A 16,939-nucleotide genomic window follows, 5' to 3' on the forward strand; every position below is an offset into this window, starting at 1 on the left:
GGGTCTCTACACTCTTTCTGCAGTACTTTTTTGAGTCCTTGAGCCTTTAGACCTCGTGCTCACACTCTGCATCACAGTCAATCAATTTTTGATGCTTGCCTATGAGTGCAGGCCTAGAGCATATTGCCATCATGATAAGCGGCTCGACGCAAAACACAAAGGAAGTGTCTCGATGCTAAAAAGAATTAAATCGATCCAAAACGTAGGTAAATTCAAATCATGCAAACCGGCAGCGGCCGAGTTTGGAAAGATTACTTTCATTTATGGTTTGAACACTTACGGTAAATCTACTCTCGGTGACATATTCTCAAGCCTTAGAACTGGAAAAACCTTTGCGATAAAAGCAAGGAAAACAATCCCGGGCGACGATTTAAAACAAGAAATTACACTAAGCTTCCTGCCTGAAGGCAAGAATGAATCGAATGTTGTTTACTCAAACGGCAGCTGGCAAAACAAACTCCCCGCTGACGTGAATTTACATATTTTTGATGATGGATTTTATCATGATAATTTATTCTCGGCACGCCAGTTCACGCGCGCAACAAAGGAGGCTTTTAGTTCATTCGTATTAGGAGAGAAGGGAGTAGCTAAAGCACAAGAAATCTCAGAAAAAAATAAACGAAAAGGTGACCTTACTAGAGAGGCTGGAAAGTTTAAGAAAAATGTTTTTAATGAAGTACGTGATTTGGCCGAGTTCCTTAACTCCGTACCAGAAAAAAACTTAGCAGAGCTGGAGTCAAAAATAGCGCTTTTGAGAAGTGAATACGTAGAACTTAGAAAGCAGAAAAGCACTTCCGCAAAAATTTTGAGCAGAAAGGAATTTCGTTCGATAAGCTGGAATAATGAAGTTGCGGTCGATTTGGATTCTTTGAATGTCGCCCTTGGATCCTCGTTGAAACCACATCACGAGGCGGCAAGAAATGCAGTGGCAGAACATATTATCAATCACTTTTCTACCGACCGGGGGGCAGAGGCTTGGCTTCGACAAGGCCTCTCATACCGAAAGGGAGAAAATTGCCAATTTTGTGGGCAACATCTAACTTTTGAGGCGCTTGATCTTCTTTCGTTATATGAACAAACATTCGATGCATCCTACAAGGATAATGCAGCTGATATCAGCCAAAGGCTTTCAGCGGCCCAGACGAAACTTAAACGAGCACTTACCGACTCTTTAAGGCTCGAGCTAGAAGGAAGTAAAGAGGCTATAGTTAGTTACCCGGAACTTGAAAGCGGGGAATACTTTATTAAATTGGTAGAACTTCTGATGAAGGTCTCAGGTGATTTGTCTGAGGCCATGCATAGATGGGATACTAAGCTACAACCTTTGCTGGAGGAGATCTCCATTCTAATCAAAAGAAAGCGTGAGGTTCCTCAAGACCCCTTGCCACCTGTCGACGGAAATGAAATAGCTTCACTTGAATCCAATCTAAAATATCTTTGCGATCAATACAATGCTCTAGCTCTTGACTTGAACTTGGTCATAGCGAACTTTAAGGAGCAGATAAACGCTCAAACAATAGACAGCAAGATCACAAATAAAGAGCTGGAAGGTAAGCTGATAGAGAGAAAGATACTGCGAGTTAAGCTGAAAACCCAATGTGATGAATTTATAGCAATAAATAAAGAGCTTGAGAGGCTGCACGTCGAAATACCTCGCATGAATAATGAATTGAGAGAGGAGCAAAGCGATTTCCTCAAAAGCTATTACCTGAATTTAAATAAGCATTTTGCCCGATTCGGAAGCGAAGACTTTGAATTAATTAAAGGTGAAGACCTAAGCGGGCACACACCAGTTTTTTACCTAAAGGTTAAATTTCGTGGATATGAAGTTTCGGAAAAGCACCTTGAGCAGATATTTAGCGAATCAGATCGCCGAGCGTTGGCACTTTCAGTTTTTTGGGCGGGGGTCACCTGTCTTGAAGAAACTCAAAGAAAAAATGCAGTAGTAGTGCTTGATGATCCAATTACTTCTTTTGATTGCAATAGAATGTCTTTAGCACACCAAGAAATTTATGACCTGTCGCTCACTACGCGCCAAATTATAGTTTTGAGTCATTATGATCAAGCGGTCACAGCTTATCTGAATGTTTTTAAGAATCAATCAGCAGTTAGACTGCTTTCTATAGTAAAAAATAAAAGTTCATCTGATATTGAAGTTCTGGACATTGATAGTTTCGTAAGCGGTGAACATGAAAAAAAACGAGAGCTGATTTTCAAGTTCATCTGCGGAGAAACTAATTCCCACAGCGCTGGTGATTTAAGAGTTTTTTTCGAGCAGGAAATATCATTTCGGTTTGCACAGCAAATTAAGGTCGCCAAGATATTTGAGCCTAATCTATCAGATAGAATCAATAAATTAAGAGAGTATGGGGTTATATCAATGCAAGTTTCTCAGGAAGCGGATAAATGGCGACTAGCGCTAAATCCCACTCACCATGCTTGGCAAGATAATAATGTTGAGGATCAACGATCGATAGCTCGGCAGTTCATGGACTTTGTATTTAAAGAGCTTATTCCCGCTTAAAGTTAAGCTTGTCTAGGATCTTCCGAATTAAACTTTTGTGCCCGCCGCTCTATTAACTATTTGAATGGCCGATTTAAAAATAGGCCTTTGTGAACGTCTGCTTTTGGCCGCAAGCTGCCCCTCGCTACTGGCAGCTTTAGGCCAAAAGCAGACGCTCACCTTAGCCGAATCGACGCCCCAGCCGGTTACCGCCACTGTCTGATGCGGCGCATTTCGATGGAATACGAACGGAACTCGAGCTTATCAACTGCTATGACCCAAACTTCAACATCCGAGAGCTTGGGCGCCAACTAGTAATCAACTTCAATACCTGGTTATCTTCACCCGCGGCGTCGACCGCTGCGGTGAGGCGATCTACTTTCGAAACACTGCGAGGGTGGGCCCTTCTTTGGCAGCATCCATATACCGACCGTGGTATGGCTCAGATGCAGTGCTGCTGCATTTCATCAAATAAAGCTGTGCTATATCGCTGACGGCCGGTATTTCGATCTTCCAAGGCGACATATTGATGATTTCGAGGGTTATGTACCCGTCGAAACCTGGCTCTACCTGACCGTCATTACAGGTTACCTGCACGAACAACCGCGCAAGGGTTCCTTTGGTTTGCACCAAGCCAAAATAATCCAACGGTATTTTGTATCGATGTTTACTGCAGGTAATGACTTGCTCACCAGGTTTTAGCACCAAATTTTGCTGAATTTCTTTTTTCTCCGAAAAAACCGTCGAAGGGACTGGATGCGACCCGTATACAATGCTTTCGGAGACGGGCAAAGGTTTTGGCTCGTAATACGTATGCCCCAATTGAATTTTGAGAGAAAATTCATCAAATAAGGTTTTTTCGCATACTGAATACTGTGCAACAAGGTGTTCTAGGTTTTTATCAATGACAATCATTTGGACTTAACTTCATTCGGCGATGGCTGAGCGCTTTGTTGTGCTTGAGGAGGCTGCGATTGGTGTTCCAGTACCGTCTTGTAATAGATCGCGTACAGTATAAGAGAAGACACCAAGGAGCTTCCGATTAAGTTCAGCGTCCATCCGATCCATATGGTGGGATTGAGCGAAAACCACTTCTTCAATCGCGCGCGCCGCGTGATGGGAAGCGTCGATATTTCACTGCCACGCTTGATGGGGTTCTGGGTATGCGTCGATTCTGTGGAGAAAAAAATCACAGAGCCCAGCTTTTCGCCTTTGGTCAGCTGGACATTCTTGTTGGTGGTGTTGAATATCCTGAGCTTGAGCTTGCCATCAAATGCAGGTTCGACCTTCGCCGAAGCAACCAGCACCCCGCGTGAAAGAAAAAGACTACCCGTCGGCAGGACGATGCCATATCGATTGTGCGGCACCTTGATTTCTTCAGCGGCCTCCACCACCACAGAATCGTGGCCCTTGATCGTCATGCCATCGACGATGCGCCACAGGTTTTTGTCGTTGCCAGAATAGTTATCACTCCACCCTTCACCCACGGACAGTTCGAGCGAAAACTCTTCGATTCTATCGTCCCGCGCATTAGTGAGAATAAGGCTGTTGCTGGAGTACGATGCCGCGTCAAAGTCCGTGTGGGATTTCGTTGTACGCCCTTTGATCTGTAAAACACTCATCAGATTTGTCCTTCGTCCTTGGGCTGCGAGACGCGGCCACCTTGCCACTGTCCTTTATACCGGCCGATATCCCCGGATACCGCCTGAAAGATGACGTGCGCAAAGCGCGCACCAATCTGAATTTCAAACGCCTCGCTGTGATGGTTGGTGAGCGCGAACGTCATCGGCCCTATATAACCTGGCGGCAGGACACTGGAACTGAACGTTATCCCGCTTCTGAACAGCGTGCTTCTCGGAAAAAAAAGCGCTGCCAGATCTTCCGGAAGATCGAATTCTTCCATGGTGCTCGCCAGATAAGTCTTGCCCGGCTCCATCACGAAGCAGTCATCTGCGTCTGCGAGCATGGCCTCGCTGGCAGGGGTGCGTCGCGTAGACTCTCGCAAGCTTCCACCCCCTACTGTCAGGCGAGAGAGGCCTGCGAGCCTGAGGTCAAATCCAACGCCTTCCGGGGTAGTCAACTCACGCTGAGCAAGATGCTTGATTAGTTTTCCATCCCGGACCAGTTTCAAGAGCGAGTGCGGTGAGTAAATCATCTGTTTTGCCTCGGGAAGGGCTCAGTCTCTAGTACTGAGAAATCGCCTACGCTTGCAGGCAAAAAGTCGGACTCAATCGTTGTGGCCGCATTTTGCGTGTCCTGCGGGCTCAGTAGCAAGGACAAAACCGCGCGACATGCTCAGCGCAGCGTACTGACAGATCCATGGGCGTAGCAAGCCTTCACCGCCACTCTGATCGGTCTCACGTCCGACAAGAGTCGATCACCGAAATACAGCCCGCGCCTGTGACAAAGTTATTCGACATAGGCTCGCAGTCAGTGTGGAATCCTAGGAACTCAACCCGGCGGCTGCATACCTGGCTTGGCATATCCCCAGTCATATGCGGTTCATGGGAGATCTGAACCTTGCGTGCCCCGAGCGTACAGCGTCGCCCGTAGTCGCCACTCAGTTTCGTACGTCGTAGTACGAATAATCGACTCGGTTTTGCAAGATTTCCCACATCAACAAGAGCTAAAAATTTTGCCAACGGCAGCTCATGGCCGAAGGCCGACATTCAGCATAGCCGGAGAAAAGCAGTGCCCTGGCATGTGTGCCGTCGCTGAGCCGCTGTAGATGCCTACAACGCCCCAGCGACTAATCGATTGCGTGCACTGAACGGTAAGTGCTATTGGACTACGTCTGACTTCAGCTACACGGCACCTCCCGATCCATCAGCTTGCCCATCAATAGCACCCCCAACTCACTGAGTTGATGAATCGCCAACGCCACATCACGGTCTTTCCCGCTCAGCTCATCCGACAGATCAAGCAGCAACGCGCTGACCGAGGCAAAGGTTTCATAGCTATTGGTAATCAGACTTTCACTGCTGGCATCAGCAGCCACACTGAACAACGCACCCGACGGCGGGGTGGTCTTGGCGGAGGAGGGATTGAGATAGTGATCCAAGGCACGGTGCGCGGCTTGGTTGAGTTTCAAATCGGGAGTTCCCGGAGGATTCGGCGTTACCTTGAACATCGTTAAGTTCCTTGCTCGGGCTTCCATCCCGTCGCTACTAAACGAGGGGGTGGCAGCTGTACGCAGGTTAGTAGACCGGGGGAACCTAACAAAAACCGGCGCGCCCGAGGGCGCCCTACGCACAGCCACCATCAAGCACAGACAAGGACGTCCGACAGATGAAGCTCATGCACACGTTAGGTTGAACCTCGGGCTACTAAACCCGATCACTGAGGTTTCAGCGACCGAGCAACCTTAGAGACCCCAACCCAGGTGCACAAGCCGGCGGATTCTGACGCAACTGTAGGCAATGGAGCAAGGTGCCGTGCTCACTGCCTCAAGCCACGGGACTGAATTCAATCAGTCCCGCTTTCCTCGATTAAGCAGGCTGGGCCGCCAGGCTATTACTCACCTTGCGCCCCAACACCAGCACTGTCACAAACCCGGCACCCACCAACGCGGTCGCCAAACTCAACAGCACCGACGTCCCCATCTTGTCGACGATCTGCCCGCCAAAGAACGAGCCCACGGCAATGATCACCTGAAACAACGCGACGAACAGCGGCATGCCACGCTCCACATCCTTGGGCGCAACCACAAACATCCAGATACTCGCGCAGGCCGGGAAGGCACCGAAGGCGAAGCCCCACAGTGCGATCAGCATTACTGCGCCGCTCATGCCGGTGGCGAAGTAGGGGAACAGGGCGGTGCTGGTGCCGATCATCAGCGCCACCAGCAGCAAGGTGTGGCGCACGCTGCGGTTGGCGGCAAAGCCGGCGAAGACGTTGCCCATTACGCCGGCCACGCCGTAGAGCAGCAGCAGGGAGCCAATGGTCGGGCCGTCGAAGCCGGAGCTGTTTTTGAAGAACGGCGCGACGTAGGTGTACGCGGCAAAGTGGGCCAGGCCGATCAGCAATACGGCGATCAAGCCGACCCGTGCTTGTGGGTTGATGAACAGGGCCGGCAGGTCGGCGATGCGAATGGCTTTTTCCGGTTCGAGGCGCGGCAGCAGGAACATCTGTGCCAGCAGTACCGGTATGCCCACCAGTGCGGTGACGAGGAAGGTCATGCGCCAGCCCATCAGGCCGCTCAGCCAGGTGCCGACGGGTACGCCGAGCACGGTGGCCAGGGTCACGCCCATCATGATGATCGAGGTGGCCTTCGCTACGCCGACGCCCTTGGGCGCCAGGCGGCCGCTGAGGGCGATGGCCGTGGCCCAGAAGCCGCCGATGCTGATGCCCAGCAACACGCGGCCGAACAGCAGTAGGCTGAAGTCGCTGGCGTAGGCCACCACCATGTTGGCGATGATCATGATCAGGGTCAGGCCGATCAGCAGGTAGCGACGGTCCATGGCGCCAATGCCCACCGACAGCAACGGGGCGGCGAGGGCGGCCATGATGCCGGGCAGGGTGACCATCAGCCCGGCGTGGCCGGCGCTGATGCCGAGGTCGGCGGCGACGTCGTTGAGTACGCCTACCGGCAGGAACTCGCTGGTGACCAGGGCGAAGGCGCCCACGGCCACCGAGAGAATCGCCAGCCACTGCTGCAGGACGGTTTGTTGATTATGTTCGGGGAGGCCGCTAGGGGCCCGGCTTGCGCTTGGCATGGTGTTGGGTTCCGGGAGGAGATTTCGCCTGCGGGCAGACGGGAGGGAGAAAGTGGAGGCGATTATAGGAATGGGTTTTGGTAAGCCAATAGGCGACCGGTTCGATAGTAATCATCAGTCTCGTTGATAAGACTGCCTGCGTAGAGCGTTCTCTTCCGTGTAGACCCTCTCGATTGCCCATGGCCCGACTCCGCGCGTAATCCGGCCCGATCCCGCGCGCCAGAAAAAATCCCCCGCTGCATCCTGAGCCTCGGCATGTCGGTTTTGCTGACGTGCTGAAGCGTTTCAAGGCCGATCAAACAATAATAAAGAGGTGTTTATGCCCATGCTTCATCGCTCTTCATCCCTGGTTGAACGCAGCGCGCTTCATGTGTTGGTGTGTGCGTCGACACTTGCGCTGTCGTTAACCGCCTGCGCGGCCACCCCGGATCCCGCGAAGCCTTATCCCCATGCACAGGAACCGATTGGCGACGTGCAGGCCATCTATGACGGCAGGCTCAGCGAGGACTTGGCCGTCACTACCTTCCGTAATACCGACCGGTTGTTCCCGACGCGCACGATCAAGGCGGGCGGTCATCCGTTCCCGTTACCCCGTAGCAGCCAGCCACTTGGGCCGGTTGCCTTTGACTACAAAGGCAAGCATTACAGCCTCGATGACTACGTGGCGATCAACCGGGTAACGGGGCTGTTGGTGCTCAAGGACGGCAAGATCGTTGATGAGCGTTATGAAAAAGGCAACACCGCCGACACCCGGTGGATGTCGATGTCGGTGGCCAAGTCCATCACCTCGACGCTGGTGGGCGCGGCGCTGCAGGACGGCGCCATCAAGAGCCTGGATGATAAGGTCACCCGTTATTTACCCGCGTTGGCCGGTAGCGGTTATGACCAGGTCACCGTGCGCCAGATCCTGTCCATGCGCTCCGGGATCAAGTGGAACGAGCAATACACGGACCCTACCTCGGACGAGCGCCACTTGATCAAACTGCGCAGCGAACAAGTGCCCGGGTCGCTCCTCAAGTTCATGGCCAGCCTGCCCACCGCCGCGCCACCTGGCACTCGCACCAACTACAGCACCGGTGAAACTCAAGTGTTGGGGCAACTGGTGAGCGCTGCGGTGGGCAAGCCACTGACGCAATACCTGAGCGAGAAGATCTGGGCGCCTTACGGCATGCAAACCGATGCCAAGTGGTGGCTGGATGGTCTTAATGGCAATGAAGTGGGCGGCAGCGGTATCAGCGCGACGCTTGAGGATTACGGGCGTTTTGGGCAGTTCGTGCTCAGCGGCGGCAAGGCGGGAGGGCAGCAAGTGTTGCCTAAAGACTGGTTGAGTTTTGCCAGCGCGACTACGGGTTCAGATGCGGCGTACGGTGACTTTGCGTCCATGTGGTGGCCAGGTTGGACCGACGCCTCCAAAGCCGATAAAGCCTTTACGGCGGCCGGTACGTTTGGTCAGTACCTCTACATCAATCCGACCAGGAATGTGGTGATTGTGGTGTGGCAGGCGCAGACCAAACCCACGGGTGGCAAGGTGATCGACGATATGTTTGCCTTTGATGCGGTTGCCAAAGCGCTTCAATAACCGCGAAGTACCTGTGGCGAGGGAGCTTGCTCCCGCTGGGCCGCGTAGCGGCCCCAAAAAAATGGGCCTGCTGCACAGTCCAGCGGGAGCAAGCTCCCTCGCCACAGGTTATGGGCTACTCAGGTAGTGTGTACCTCACATCGCCGCCCGCAACGACCGCGGTGAAAGCCCATAATGTGACTTGAACCTCACCGCAAACCGCGACGCCGACGCATACCCGCACGCACTGGAAATCTCCCCGATGGAATCCCTGGAGGTTTGCAGCTGTTGCAACGCCGCCCCCAGCCGAACATTTTCCAGGATGGCCCTGAAGCTCGCATCCTCATTGGCCAGTTGCCGACGCAACGTCGATTCCCCCAGATTCAGCTGCTGCGCAACCGTGGCAACGGTCCAGTCCCTGGACAGGTTGCTGCCGATCAACCGCTGCACGCGCTCACTCAAGGGGTCGTTGCGATCCATCAGCAACGGTCCCGCCTGGCCGGCCAGGCACAGGCAGAGCAACACGGCCTCGCCATAGTGGGTGCACAGGGCCGACGGGGCGCCGGTGCTCAGTGCGGTCAGCAGTTGGTCCCAGGCTTGTCGGGTCTGTTTGTCCAGGCGTACGCACAGGTCGGCATGCATGCTGCCCTTGAACTGCGCGCCATACCGGGCAACGAAGTTACGCAACACCGGCACCGGAAACGACACCACGTCAGCGATGTAGTCACCCTGGGCACCGGGAAAATTGGTCACCCCAAGCTCGCGGCCCGCCGGCAGTAGAATCAGGTGCTGTGGGCCAGCGCGCATTTCGCGCTCATCCCACTGCATCAGTTTTTGCCCCTGTCGCACGCGGCACAGGGCGGTCATGAAGACCGGCACGCGTTGCAGGGTATGGTGTTGTCGGGCCCTGATCACGCAGCTTTCGATGATGCTTTCCCGGTGCCGCAGACCTTCGTGAACATCCATCGTGACTAGCGTCCGTAAGGGGCCGTGATTGTGGCCTTGGCCAAGCTGTTGGCATTGAGCATGTAGCCGACCAGGGCGCCGCTGGATTGATTGTCGATCGGCAGGGTGTCGACTTTCAACGCCCACACGGTGAATTGATAGCGATGCGGTTTATCACCCACGGGCGGGCAGGCGCCGCCGAAGCCGGGTTGGCCGTAGTCCGTGCGGCCTTGCACTGCCCCGGCCGGCAGGTGGGTGCCCACATTGCTCGGCAGGCTGGAGACGGTGACAGGCAGGTTCACCACCGTCCAGTGCCACCAGCCGCTGCCGGTCGGGGCGTCGGGATCGTAGACGGTGATGGCGAAGCTTTTGGTGCCCGCCGGGGCGTTGGCCCAGGACAGGGCAGGGGAGGTGTTGCCGCCGCTGCAGCCGAAGCCGTTGAATTCCTGCAGGTGCGTCAGCGGGCGTTGGTCGGCAATGTCCGGGCTGTTGAGTGAGAAGCTGGCGGCGTGTCCGCTGGCGGCCATGATCAGGGTGATCGCGGGGGCAAGTGCTTTGAGTTTCATTGCGGTGATGTCCAGGCGTGGTTTGAGCCTTGATCCTAAACAGCGCGTAGGCAGGGCACTGCGCCGAAGCGCTCGATGATTGTGCCGAAACGCTCTGCCCACTAAGGCTGAGCCCTCAGCGTTCGGATGATGAACGCATGCAGGCTATTGACCGCCTTGGACCCGCGGGACGCCCGGCTACGCAGAATCGAAACCTCCATGGGCTCAATACTGCCCAAACCGTGCTCGTCACCGAGTACCTGAAGCGAATCCTGCACGGTGCATTGGGTGATCGCGGCAATCGCGAGCCCGCCCTCGACGGCGGCCACCTGGCCGGCAAGGCTGGAGCTGTTGTACACCACCTTGAATTCGCGGCCTTGCTGGGTGAGTGCGTTCACCGCATACCGCCGGGCGAGGCTTGCGCTTTCGTAGACGGCGATGGGGATCGGGTCGCGCCGCCACAGTTCGAACTGCGGTGAACCTACCCACACCATGGGCTCCTTGAACAGGAAGGTGCCGCTTTGGGGCGAGTCCCGAGACACCAGCGCCAGGTCAAGATCGCCGCTGCGCAACTGCGGGATCAGCGTGGTCGACTGTTCACAGGTCAGTTCGATTTCCACACCGGCGTAGCGCGGCGAATAGCGCTTGAGCAGCGGCGTGAGGTACCGGGCCGCGTAGTCTTCGGCAACGCCAAGGCGGATGCGCCCGGTCAGCTCTTCACCATGAAACGCCGCCTGGGTTTCAGCGTGCAGGGCGAGCATGCGCCGGGCGTAGCTCAGCAGCGTCTGGCCATCGGCAGTCAATTGCAGGTGCCTCGGGCCGCGACTCAAGAGCTGTCGTCCAAGGGCGGCTTCGAGTTTCTTCATCTGCATGCTGACGGCGGACTGCGAGCGGTTGACCTCGTGGGCGGCGCCAGACAACGAGCCGGCATCCACCACGGCCACAAAGCATTTGAGCCAATCGAGTTGCAAATCGCTGGCGGGCATCGCGCTGACCTCTATTCGTTAATCGAATGGCTAAGGCCTGAATTATGCGCTTTTCATGGACGCTTGTTCACCCGCAACATTCTGCCTTGAACCAACACCTTCTGGATCGGATCCATGCCCTTTGATACCTGGTTGCTTTACCTGGTTACCTGCTTCGGCATCGCGGTGGTGCCAGGGCCCAATGCGTTATTGGCGCTGACCCACGGTGCGCTTCACGGCAGCCGCAAAACGCTGTTCACCATCAGTGGCGGCGTGCTCGGTTTTGCGATTGTGCTGGCGCTGTGTGCGTTGGGGTTGGGTGCGCTGATCCAGGCATCGGCCAGTTTGTTCACGGCCTTGAAGGTGGCGGGTGGGCTGTACCTGATCTGGCTGGGCTTCGGGCTATGGCGGGCGGCACCGGTCAGCCTTGAGGCGACCGGCACTACCAGCTCGCGGAGCTGGCCGCTGTTCCGCCAGGGGCTGGTATCGGCGATCTCAAACCCCAAGGCCTTGCTGCTGTTCACCGCGTTTATTCCACCGTTCCTGGACCCGCACCGGAGCATCATCGCGCAGACACTCACCATCGCCCTGACCTACGCCGTGGTGGAGTTCATCGTCGAGTACCTGGTGGCCAGCGCCGCGCACCGGGTACGGCCCTGGCTGGCGCGAACCGGGCGCCGATTCAATAAAGTCTGCGGCGGGTTTTTTGTGCTGTTCGGGTTGGCCCTGCCTATCCATGCCTGAGGGCACATCCCCGCGGCTTAGGGATGTTCGATCACCATCACCGCCGTGGTATCCGCCTCAAGTGCTTCGAACACATGGGGCGCATTCGCCAGGTAGCTGATGTAGTCGCCGGCGTGCAGCAGCACAGGCGCACCGGCCGGGCCGATATTCGCGCTGCCGCTGCACAGCAGCACGTGCTCGACGGTGCCGGCAGGGTGGGGCTGAGACAGGCGCGCTTCGCCCGGCTGTACCTTTAGCCGGTAGATATCGCGACGCACGCCCGCCGGGCAATCCGCAAGCAGTGTGGCCGCGTAGTGGCCGGTTTCGGTATAGGTGGTCAGGCCCTCGTTGGCGCGAATTACCCGCAGGTGTTGCTGGGGTTGTTCGAAGAACCGGGTCACCTGCAAGCCCATCGCCGTGGCCAACGACCACAGGGTCTCGATGCTGGGGTTGCCGATGCCGGACTCCAGTTGGGACAAGGTCGACTTCGCCACGCCTGCGCGTTTTGCCAGTTCAGTCAATGAAAGCCCCGCAGCCTGGCGTTCGCGCTTAATCGACAGGGCCAGCAGGTCGATTCGGCTTGGATTGAGATTGTTCGTTATGTCGGTCATTTGTTCTTCAAATCATCCATAAATGGGTTGACGCTTTGTCGCCGGGTGTTCAGCATAGCAATCATTCGTTCATTATAAAAACCGAGTGTCGAATGATCTGGTGCGTGTTCCACCTCTGCGACTATTGGCCGTGGCTGCTCTGGCGGGCGCTCTCCTACGACCTTGAAGGGTGGCGCAGCCTGCTGGTGGCGACGCAGTTGGCGCAGCAACATTGCCGGGGGCTATTCTGCGGGCCGCTATGATTCCTTTTCGCCATCCTTCGGGATCGGGCTATGATCGCCCAATCCGAACCAGACGCTCCCCAGACCTATGCCCGTTGACCTGCAAGCCCTCTATCCCAAACTGATCCACTTGATGCTGGATACGGTGTTCGTGGTCGACAGTGAAAATCAGATCGTGTTTGTGAGTGATGCCTGCGAAGCGCTGCTGGGGTACCGCGCCGAGGAGCTGACCGGCACCCTGATCACCCACTACATGCACCCTGAAGACCTGGCCCGCACCCGGGCGTCGATTGTGCGGGTCATGAATGGCAAGCCCCACGTCGACTTCCGCAACCGCTATATCCGCAAGGATGGCAGTGTGGTGCACATTCTGTGGGCGGCCTTCTGGTCCGAGGAAGTGGGGGCGCGGATCGGTGTTGCGCGGGACGTAACCGCCCTGACGCAGGCGGAAGAGGAGCTGCGTTTCCTCGCCCATCACGACCCGTTGACGGCCCTCACCAATCGCTCGCTGTTCAATGACCGGTTGGACGAGGCCCTGCAAGCCGCTCACCACCACAAAAGTCCTCTGGCCTTGCTGTTTCTGGACGTGAATGACTTCAAGGCCATCAATGATGTGTACGGGCATGCCGTGGGCGACCGCGTGCTTTGCGTGATTGCACGACGGTTGGAAGGGTGTGTGCGTGAGAGCGACCTGGTGGCCAGGATGGGCGGGGATGAATTCACCGTGCTGCTGACGGATATTCAGTCACCGGAAGCCGTGTCGGCCAAAGTGCAGCAGATAGTTGCGGTGATGACCCAGCCCCTGAGCGCTGAGTTTGGCGCGGTCAAGATGCCGTCCTGCAGTATCGGCGTAGCGTTTTACCCGGCGGATGGGGCAGATGCCGACAGCCTGCTCAGCCACGCGGATGGTGAGATGTACCGGGTTAAAAGGCAGCGGTTTGCAACCGATTAACGCTGCTGGAAAGCAATCTTCAGCCCCAATCCCATGAACAACGTCCCAATGATCTTTCCCTCCCAACGGCGCAGCCTTGAAAGGCCCACCATCCATTGGCTCAACGGACGAATCGCCACCGAAATCAGCGTGGTGTACACCGCACTGAGCCCCGAGAAGATCAACCCCAACACCGCGAACTGCGCCAGGGAAGAACCCGATTCCGGGTGAATAAACTGCGGCAGGAAGGCCAGGAAGAAAATCGCGGTTTTCGGGTTCAGCACTTCGGCACCCACCGCCTGGAAATACGCCTGGGTCGAGGTCACGGTGGGCAGGTCTTTGCGCGTGGTGGCGCCAGGCTTGGCCATAAACGCACGTATGCCCAGGTAGATCAGGTAGCAGGCACCGACGATTTTGACCACGTTAAACGCCACGGCCGAGGTCATCAGGATGGCCGACAGGCCGAGCGCCGCGCACAGCGTATGGATCAGGTCGCCCGAGGCCACCCCCAGCCCGGTGGCAATCCCGACCTTGCGCCCACCCTGGAGGGTGCGGGTGATCACCAGCAGCACGGCTGGGCCGGGAATCAGGAAAAGGCCGATGACCACGGCGACATACGTCAGGATGGGGGCGAGTTCGAACATGCTGTGTTATCTCAATGCCGGATGCGTCCTACAGTAATCCTCATCCCGGGGATTAACGCAATACAGATGAACACCCGCCGGAACCGCCTGGCCTTTTACTTCGCGAACGCGTATGCGCCACCCTGTTCCAGCGCCTTGCGATACGCGGGCCGTTCCTGAAAGCGTTGCACCCACGCCGCCACATTCGGGTAGGCCTGCAGCTTGCCCTGAGCCCGGGCGATTTCGCCGATGAAGCTCATCTGGATATCCGCGCCGGTCAATTCGTCACCCACCAGGTACGGCGTGAGCCCCAGTGCGTTGTCCAGATAACCCAGGTAGTTCGCCACCTCGGATTCGATACGCGGATGCAACGGCGCACCCGCGTCACCCAGGCGCCCGACGTACAGGTTGAGCATCAGTGGCAGCATGGCCGAACCTTCGGCGAAGTGCAGCCATTGCACGTATTCGTCATAGGTTGCAGTGGCCGGATCCGGTTGCAGGCGGCCGTTACCATGGCGGCGAATCAGGTAGTCGATGATGGCGCCGGACTCGATCACCACGTGGGGACCGTCTTGAATCACCGGTGATTTGCCCAGGGCATTGATCGCCTTGAGTTCAGGGGGCGCGAGGTTGGTTTTCGGGTCGCGCTGGTAGCGCTTGAGCTCGTAGGGCAGGCCGAGTTCTTCGAGCAGCCACAGGATGCGTTGCGAACGGGAGTTGTTGAGGTGGTGGACGATGATCATGATGGCTCCGCTGGGCGAGAATAGAGGCGTATAGGGACTATAGGGACAGACCGTGGTGGCGCTGTGGAGTGCCGTGAATTAAATCTGCTTCGATAAAGGCATGAAAGATGGATAATCACGCCGGCAAGCACTGATTACACACCGGATAGAAAACATGAATCGTCAAAAAAAACTACAGCAGCTGTTCAAGGCCAAGGCCAAAAAGGCCAGCGCCAAATTGGCACCGGCCAAAAAGGATAAATACATCAGCAAAGCAGACCGATTGAAGCTGGCTGCCGAGTCCGGTGATGAGCCTGTTGTTACCTCTGAGAACTGATCCAGAAGGCCTAAGCATTACCTGATAGGGAATCGACGGAAAAACCATGAACACTGCTCAACTCGCGATTCAGCACTACATACTCGCCAAGGACGGCAACCGCCCGCATTTGCTCAGCCGGGCGTTTGTTCCCGAGGCAATCCTGGACATGGTGGTGCGCACCGGGTCCATCTCGTTTCCGCCCCACGTCGAAGGGGTGGGCGGCATCGGCGATGTGCTGGTGAGGCGGTTCGGGCAGACCTTTGAAAACGTCTATACGTTTTGCCTGGGGCAGCCACCCGAAGCGGGGGCCAAAACCTATCAGTGCAAATGGCTGGTGGGGATGTCCGACAAAAACTCCGGCGAAGCCCGGGTTGGGTGTGGGGTGTATGAGTGGCAGTTCAGTGTTGAGTCGGGGCTTGTTGAAAAGCTCACCATCACTATCGAGCATATGAAGACGCTGCCCGCTGCGGATTTGGGGAGCGTCATGAAGTGGGTGTCAGGTCTGAGTTACCCATGGTGCAACTCGGAAGCAGCAGTGAGCGATGCTCCCGATATTGACGCGATGGGCGAGGTGATCCAGTACCTCACTGTCTGACGGCGACTCAATGCGCATCAACGGCACCAGCAACACGGCCACAACAAAACACACAGTGATGATCACGAGCGCGTCTTCGCTGCAGGCTTGGCGGCTGAAACGGGCTTGCCAGCCCTTGGATCAACGGGTTTTGAAGTGACAGCCAGCGCTGTTACCGGTTGTACGGTGAGTTCGACACCGATTGCGGTCATCAGCTTCCTTATGGTCTCAAATCGCGTTTTCGAGCCGGCTTTCAGCACCTTATAAAGGCTTTCACGATTGACCCCCGCATCCTTGGCGACCTTATTTACGCCTTTGGCTTTTGCGACCTCGGCCAACGCATGAATAAGGCCCTCGGTATCACCGGTTTTCAGACTTTCAGCCAAATAGGCCGCCATTGCTTCCGGGCTATCGAGAAAGCGCGAGGCTTCGTAATGAGTCGTACCCGTCGTGTCGAGGCTGAGGATTGGCATCTCCTCGGGATTGAATTTATCGCTCATATCATTTACCTCTCAGGCCAGCGAGTATTGCTTTAGCTTTTTGTATGCCCCGTTTTTGATCCGTTTTATCGCTCCCGCTGAGCATCAAGTACTCTGCGATTCCCGAGCGCACATAGTAAATTCTATAGCCCGGGCCAACAAAAACACGCATTTCGCTCATCCCATCGCCAACCGATTCGCAATCACCAAAGTTGCCCGCTCCGGCACGATCCAGTCGGGTCAGAATTGCCGCTTTTCCCTGAGTGTCCTTCATACGTTTAAGCCAGCTCTCGAACTCGGGTGTTTGGTGGATCTCGTATATTTTTTTCTTGTTGATCATAGTTCCATTTGTAGCTAGATGGCTACATCTTGTCGACGCGAGGTTGAGTACAGGTAAAGGGGTATTCAGCGCCTGGGCAACCTTAGAGAGGTGCCTCCCAGATGCACAAGCTGGCAAATTCCGACGCGACTGTAGGCAATGGAGCCGGGTGCTGTACTCACAGCC

19 protein-coding genes are annotated in these 16,939 nt (G+C 55.9%); 6 read left to right on the forward strand and 13 right to left on the reverse strand.

Annotated elements, in window-relative coordinates; translation table 11 throughout:
• Positions 1-172: 172 nt before the first annotated feature.
• A complete protein-coding gene (locus HX818_RS08985; protein ID WP_177019874.1) occupies positions 173-2,524 on the forward strand; it encodes an AAA family ATPase in 2,352 nt (783 codons plus the stop codon).
• Positions 2,525-2,878: 354 nt separating this feature from the next.
• Here the strand turns inward: HX818_RS08985 and HX818_RS08990 are convergent, their stop codons facing one another.
• The 5 genes from HX818_RS08990 to HX818_RS09010 form a co-directional block, all read right to left on the reverse strand.
• The gene (locus tag HX818_RS08990; RefSeq protein ID WP_177019875.1) at positions 2,879-3,418 is read right to left on the reverse strand and encodes a deoxycytidine deaminase; all 540 of its coding nucleotides are present in this window, start codon (positions 3,416-3,418) and stop codon (positions 2,879-2,881) included.
• Entirely contained in the window at positions 3,415-4,125 is a 711-nt protein-coding gene (locus tag HX818_RS08995) for a dUTP pyrophosphatase (protein WP_177019876.1), read from the reverse strand. Before HX818_RS08995 ends, HX818_RS08990 begins: the two co-directional genes overlap by 4 nt.
• Positions 4,125-4,658, reverse strand: coding sequence for a deoxycytidine deaminase (locus tag HX818_RS09000; protein WP_177019877.1), 534 nt, complete (start codon positions 4,656-4,658; stop codon positions 4,125-4,127). Before HX818_RS09000 ends, HX818_RS08995 begins: the two co-directional genes overlap by 1 nt.
• Before the next feature lie 645 nt (positions 4,659-5,303).
• Positions 5,304-5,633 (reverse strand): DUF6124 family protein, encoded by a 330-nt coding sequence (locus HX818_RS09005; protein WP_177020115.1) that lies wholly within the window; start codon positions 5,631-5,633, stop codon positions 5,304-5,306.
• A 358-nt stretch (positions 5,634-5,991) separates the two neighbouring features.
• Positions 5,992-7,218 carry an MFS transporter gene (locus HX818_RS09010; protein WP_003209751.1) on the reverse strand — a complete coding sequence of 409 codons (1,227 nt, stop codon included), beginning with the start codon at positions 7,216-7,218 and terminating at the stop codon, positions 5,992-5,994.
• Between the two features lie 319 nt (positions 7,219-7,537).
• Between HX818_RS09010 and HX818_RS09015 the strand changes: the two genes are divergently transcribed.
• Positions 7,538-8,797, forward strand: a complete 1,260-nt coding sequence (locus tag HX818_RS09015) for a serine hydrolase (protein WP_177019878.1) — start codon at positions 7,538-7,540, stop codon at positions 8,795-8,797.
• Between the two features lie 135 nt (positions 8,798-8,932).
• On the opposite strand, the gene HX818_RS09020 is transcribed toward HX818_RS09015, so the two are convergent.
• The 3 genes from HX818_RS09020 to HX818_RS09030 form a co-directional block, all read right to left on the reverse strand.
• On the reverse strand, positions 8,933-9,742 hold the full coding sequence (locus HX818_RS09020) for an AraC family transcriptional regulator (RefSeq protein WP_003215582.1): 810 nt from the start codon (positions 9,740-9,742) through the stop codon (positions 8,933-8,935).
• Positions 9,743-9,747: 5 nt separating this feature from the next.
• A complete protein-coding gene (locus HX818_RS09025) occupies positions 9,748-10,287 on the reverse strand; it encodes a kinase inhibitor (protein ID WP_003215583.1) in 540 nt (179 codons plus the stop codon).
• Between the two features lie 101 nt (positions 10,288-10,388).
• The gene (locus HX818_RS09030; protein ID WP_177019879.1) at positions 10,389-11,252 is read right to left on the reverse strand and encodes a LysR family transcriptional regulator; all 864 of its coding nucleotides are present in this window, start codon (positions 11,250-11,252) and stop codon (positions 10,389-10,391) included.
• Positions 11,253-11,366: 114 nt separating this feature from the next.
• Here HX818_RS09030 and HX818_RS09035 point away from each other — a divergent pair, with 114 nt between their 5' ends.
• Positions 11,367-11,975, forward strand: coding sequence for a LysE family translocator (locus HX818_RS09035; protein ID WP_102368770.1), 609 nt, complete (start codon positions 11,367-11,369; stop codon positions 11,973-11,975).
• A 17-nt stretch (positions 11,976-11,992) separates the two neighbouring features.
• Here HX818_RS09035 and HX818_RS09040 read toward each other — a convergent pair whose 3' ends face one another.
• Positions 11,993-12,565, reverse strand: a complete 573-nt coding sequence (locus HX818_RS09040; RefSeq protein ID WP_008434733.1) for a helix-turn-helix domain-containing protein — start codon at positions 12,563-12,565, stop codon at positions 11,993-11,995.
• Between the two features lie 309 nt (positions 12,566-12,874).
• Between HX818_RS09040 and HX818_RS09045 the strand changes: the two genes are divergently transcribed.
• A complete protein-coding gene (locus HX818_RS09045) occupies positions 12,875-13,738 on the forward strand; it encodes a sensor domain-containing diguanylate cyclase (protein WP_087694680.1) in 864 nt (287 codons plus the stop codon).
• Here HX818_RS09045 and HX818_RS09050 read toward each other — a convergent pair.
• Both HX818_RS09050 and HX818_RS09055 read right to left on the reverse strand, forming a co-directional pair.
• Positions 13,735-14,361: a LysE family translocator gene (locus HX818_RS09050; protein ID WP_177019880.1), complete on the reverse strand. Its 627-nt coding sequence runs from the start codon at positions 14,359-14,361 to the stop codon at positions 13,735-13,737. The genes HX818_RS09045 and HX818_RS09050 overlap by 4 nt on opposite strands.
• A gap of 95 nt (positions 14,362-14,456) precedes the next feature.
• Positions 14,457-15,083 (reverse strand): glutathione S-transferase family protein, encoded by a 627-nt coding sequence (locus tag HX818_RS09055; protein ID WP_102368774.1) that lies wholly within the window; start codon positions 15,081-15,083, stop codon positions 14,457-14,459.
• Positions 15,084-15,237: 154 nt separating this feature from the next.
• Between HX818_RS09055 and HX818_RS09060 the strand changes: the two genes are divergently transcribed.
• Together HX818_RS09060 and HX818_RS09065 are read left to right on the forward strand one after the other, a co-directional pair.
• A complete protein-coding gene (locus HX818_RS09060) occupies positions 15,238-15,399 on the forward strand; it encodes a DUF2986 domain-containing protein (protein WP_177019881.1) in 162 nt (53 codons plus the stop codon).
• A 46-nt stretch (positions 15,400-15,445) separates the two neighbouring features.
• A complete protein-coding gene (locus HX818_RS09065) occupies positions 15,446-15,976 on the forward strand; it encodes a hypothetical protein (protein WP_102605919.1) in 531 nt (176 codons plus the stop codon).
• Between the two features lie 62 nt (positions 15,977-16,038).
• Here HX818_RS09065 and HX818_RS09070 read toward each other — a convergent pair whose 3' ends face one another.
• Both HX818_RS09070 and HX818_RS09075 read right to left on the reverse strand, forming a co-directional pair.
• Positions 16,039-16,455, reverse strand: coding sequence for an addiction module antidote protein (locus HX818_RS09070; protein ID WP_008434724.1), 417 nt, complete (start codon positions 16,453-16,455; stop codon positions 16,039-16,041).
• A gap of 1 nt (position 16,456) precedes the next feature.
• Positions 16,457-16,774: a type II toxin-antitoxin system RelE/ParE family toxin gene (locus tag HX818_RS09075; RefSeq protein ID WP_008434722.1), complete on the reverse strand. Its 318-nt coding sequence runs from the start codon at positions 16,772-16,774 to the stop codon at positions 16,457-16,459.
• Positions 16,775-16,939 lie beyond the last annotated feature (165 nt).

It is taken from the genome of Pseudomonas sp. F9001 (assembly GCF_013385435.1).
GTDB lineage: Bacteria > Pseudomonadota > Gammaproteobacteria > Pseudomonadales > Pseudomonadaceae > Aquipseudomonas.

What these genes read in the sequence shown, in the direction of transcription:
- HX818_RS08985 (WP_177019874.1), top strand. Translation starts at nt 173, where the DNA reads ATGCTAAAAAGAATTAAATCGATCCAAAACGTAGGTAAATTCAAATCA.
- HX818_RS08990 (WP_177019875.1), bottom strand. Translation starts at nt 3,418, where the DNA reads ATGATTGTCATTGATAAAAACCTAGAACACCTTGTTGCACAGTATTCA.
- HX818_RS08995 (WP_177019876.1), bottom strand. Translation starts at nt 4,125, where the DNA reads ATGAGTGTTTTACAGATCAAAGGGCGTACAACGAAATCCCACACGGAC.
- HX818_RS09000 (WP_177019877.1), bottom strand. Translation starts at nt 4,658, where the DNA reads ATGATTTACTCACCGCACTCGCTCTTGAAACTGGTCCGGGATGGAAAA.
- HX818_RS09005 (WP_177020115.1), bottom strand. Translation starts at nt 5,633, where the DNA reads ATGTTCAAGGTAACGCCGAATCCTCCGGGAACTCCCGATTTGAAACTC.
- HX818_RS09010 (WP_003209751.1), bottom strand. Translation starts at nt 7,218, where the DNA reads ATGCCAAGCGCAAGCCGGGCCCCTAGCGGCCTCCCCGAACATAATCAA.
- HX818_RS09015 (WP_177019878.1), top strand. Translation starts at nt 7,538, where the DNA reads ATGCCCATGCTTCATCGCTCTTCATCCCTGGTTGAACGCAGCGCGCTT.
- HX818_RS09020 (WP_003215582.1), bottom strand. Translation starts at nt 9,742, where the DNA reads ATGGATGTTCACGAAGGTCTGCGGCACCGGGAAAGCATCATCGAAAGC.
- HX818_RS09025 (WP_003215583.1), bottom strand. Translation starts at nt 10,287, where the DNA reads ATGAAACTCAAAGCACTTGCCCCCGCGATCACCCTGATCATGGCCGCC.
- HX818_RS09030 (WP_177019879.1), bottom strand. Translation starts at nt 11,252, where the DNA reads ATGCCCGCCAGCGATTTGCAACTCGATTGGCTCAAATGCTTTGTGGCC.
- HX818_RS09035 (WP_102368770.1), top strand. Translation starts at nt 11,367, where the DNA reads ATGCCCTTTGATACCTGGTTGCTTTACCTGGTTACCTGCTTCGGCATC.
- HX818_RS09040 (WP_008434733.1), bottom strand. Translation starts at nt 12,565, where the DNA reads ATGACCGACATAACGAACAATCTCAATCCAAGCCGAATCGACCTGCTG.
- HX818_RS09045 (WP_087694680.1), top strand. Translation starts at nt 12,875, where the DNA reads ATGCCCGTTGACCTGCAAGCCCTCTATCCCAAACTGATCCACTTGATG.
- HX818_RS09050 (WP_177019880.1), bottom strand. Translation starts at nt 14,361, where the DNA reads ATGTTCGAACTCGCCCCCATCCTGACGTATGTCGCCGTGGTCATCGGC.
- HX818_RS09055 (WP_102368774.1), bottom strand. Translation starts at nt 15,083, where the DNA reads ATGATCATCGTCCACCACCTCAACAACTCCCGTTCGCAACGCATCCTG.
- HX818_RS09060 (WP_177019881.1), top strand. Translation starts at nt 15,238, where the DNA reads ATGAATCGTCAAAAAAAACTACAGCAGCTGTTCAAGGCCAAGGCCAAA.
- HX818_RS09065 (WP_102605919.1), top strand. Translation starts at nt 15,446, where the DNA reads ATGAACACTGCTCAACTCGCGATTCAGCACTACATACTCGCCAAGGAC.
- HX818_RS09070 (WP_008434724.1), bottom strand. Translation starts at nt 16,455, where the DNA reads ATGAGCGATAAATTCAATCCCGAGGAGATGCCAATCCTCAGCCTCGAC.
- HX818_RS09075 (WP_008434722.1), bottom strand. Translation starts at nt 16,774, where the DNA reads ATGATCAACAAGAAAAAAATATACGAGATCCACCAAACACCCGAGTTC.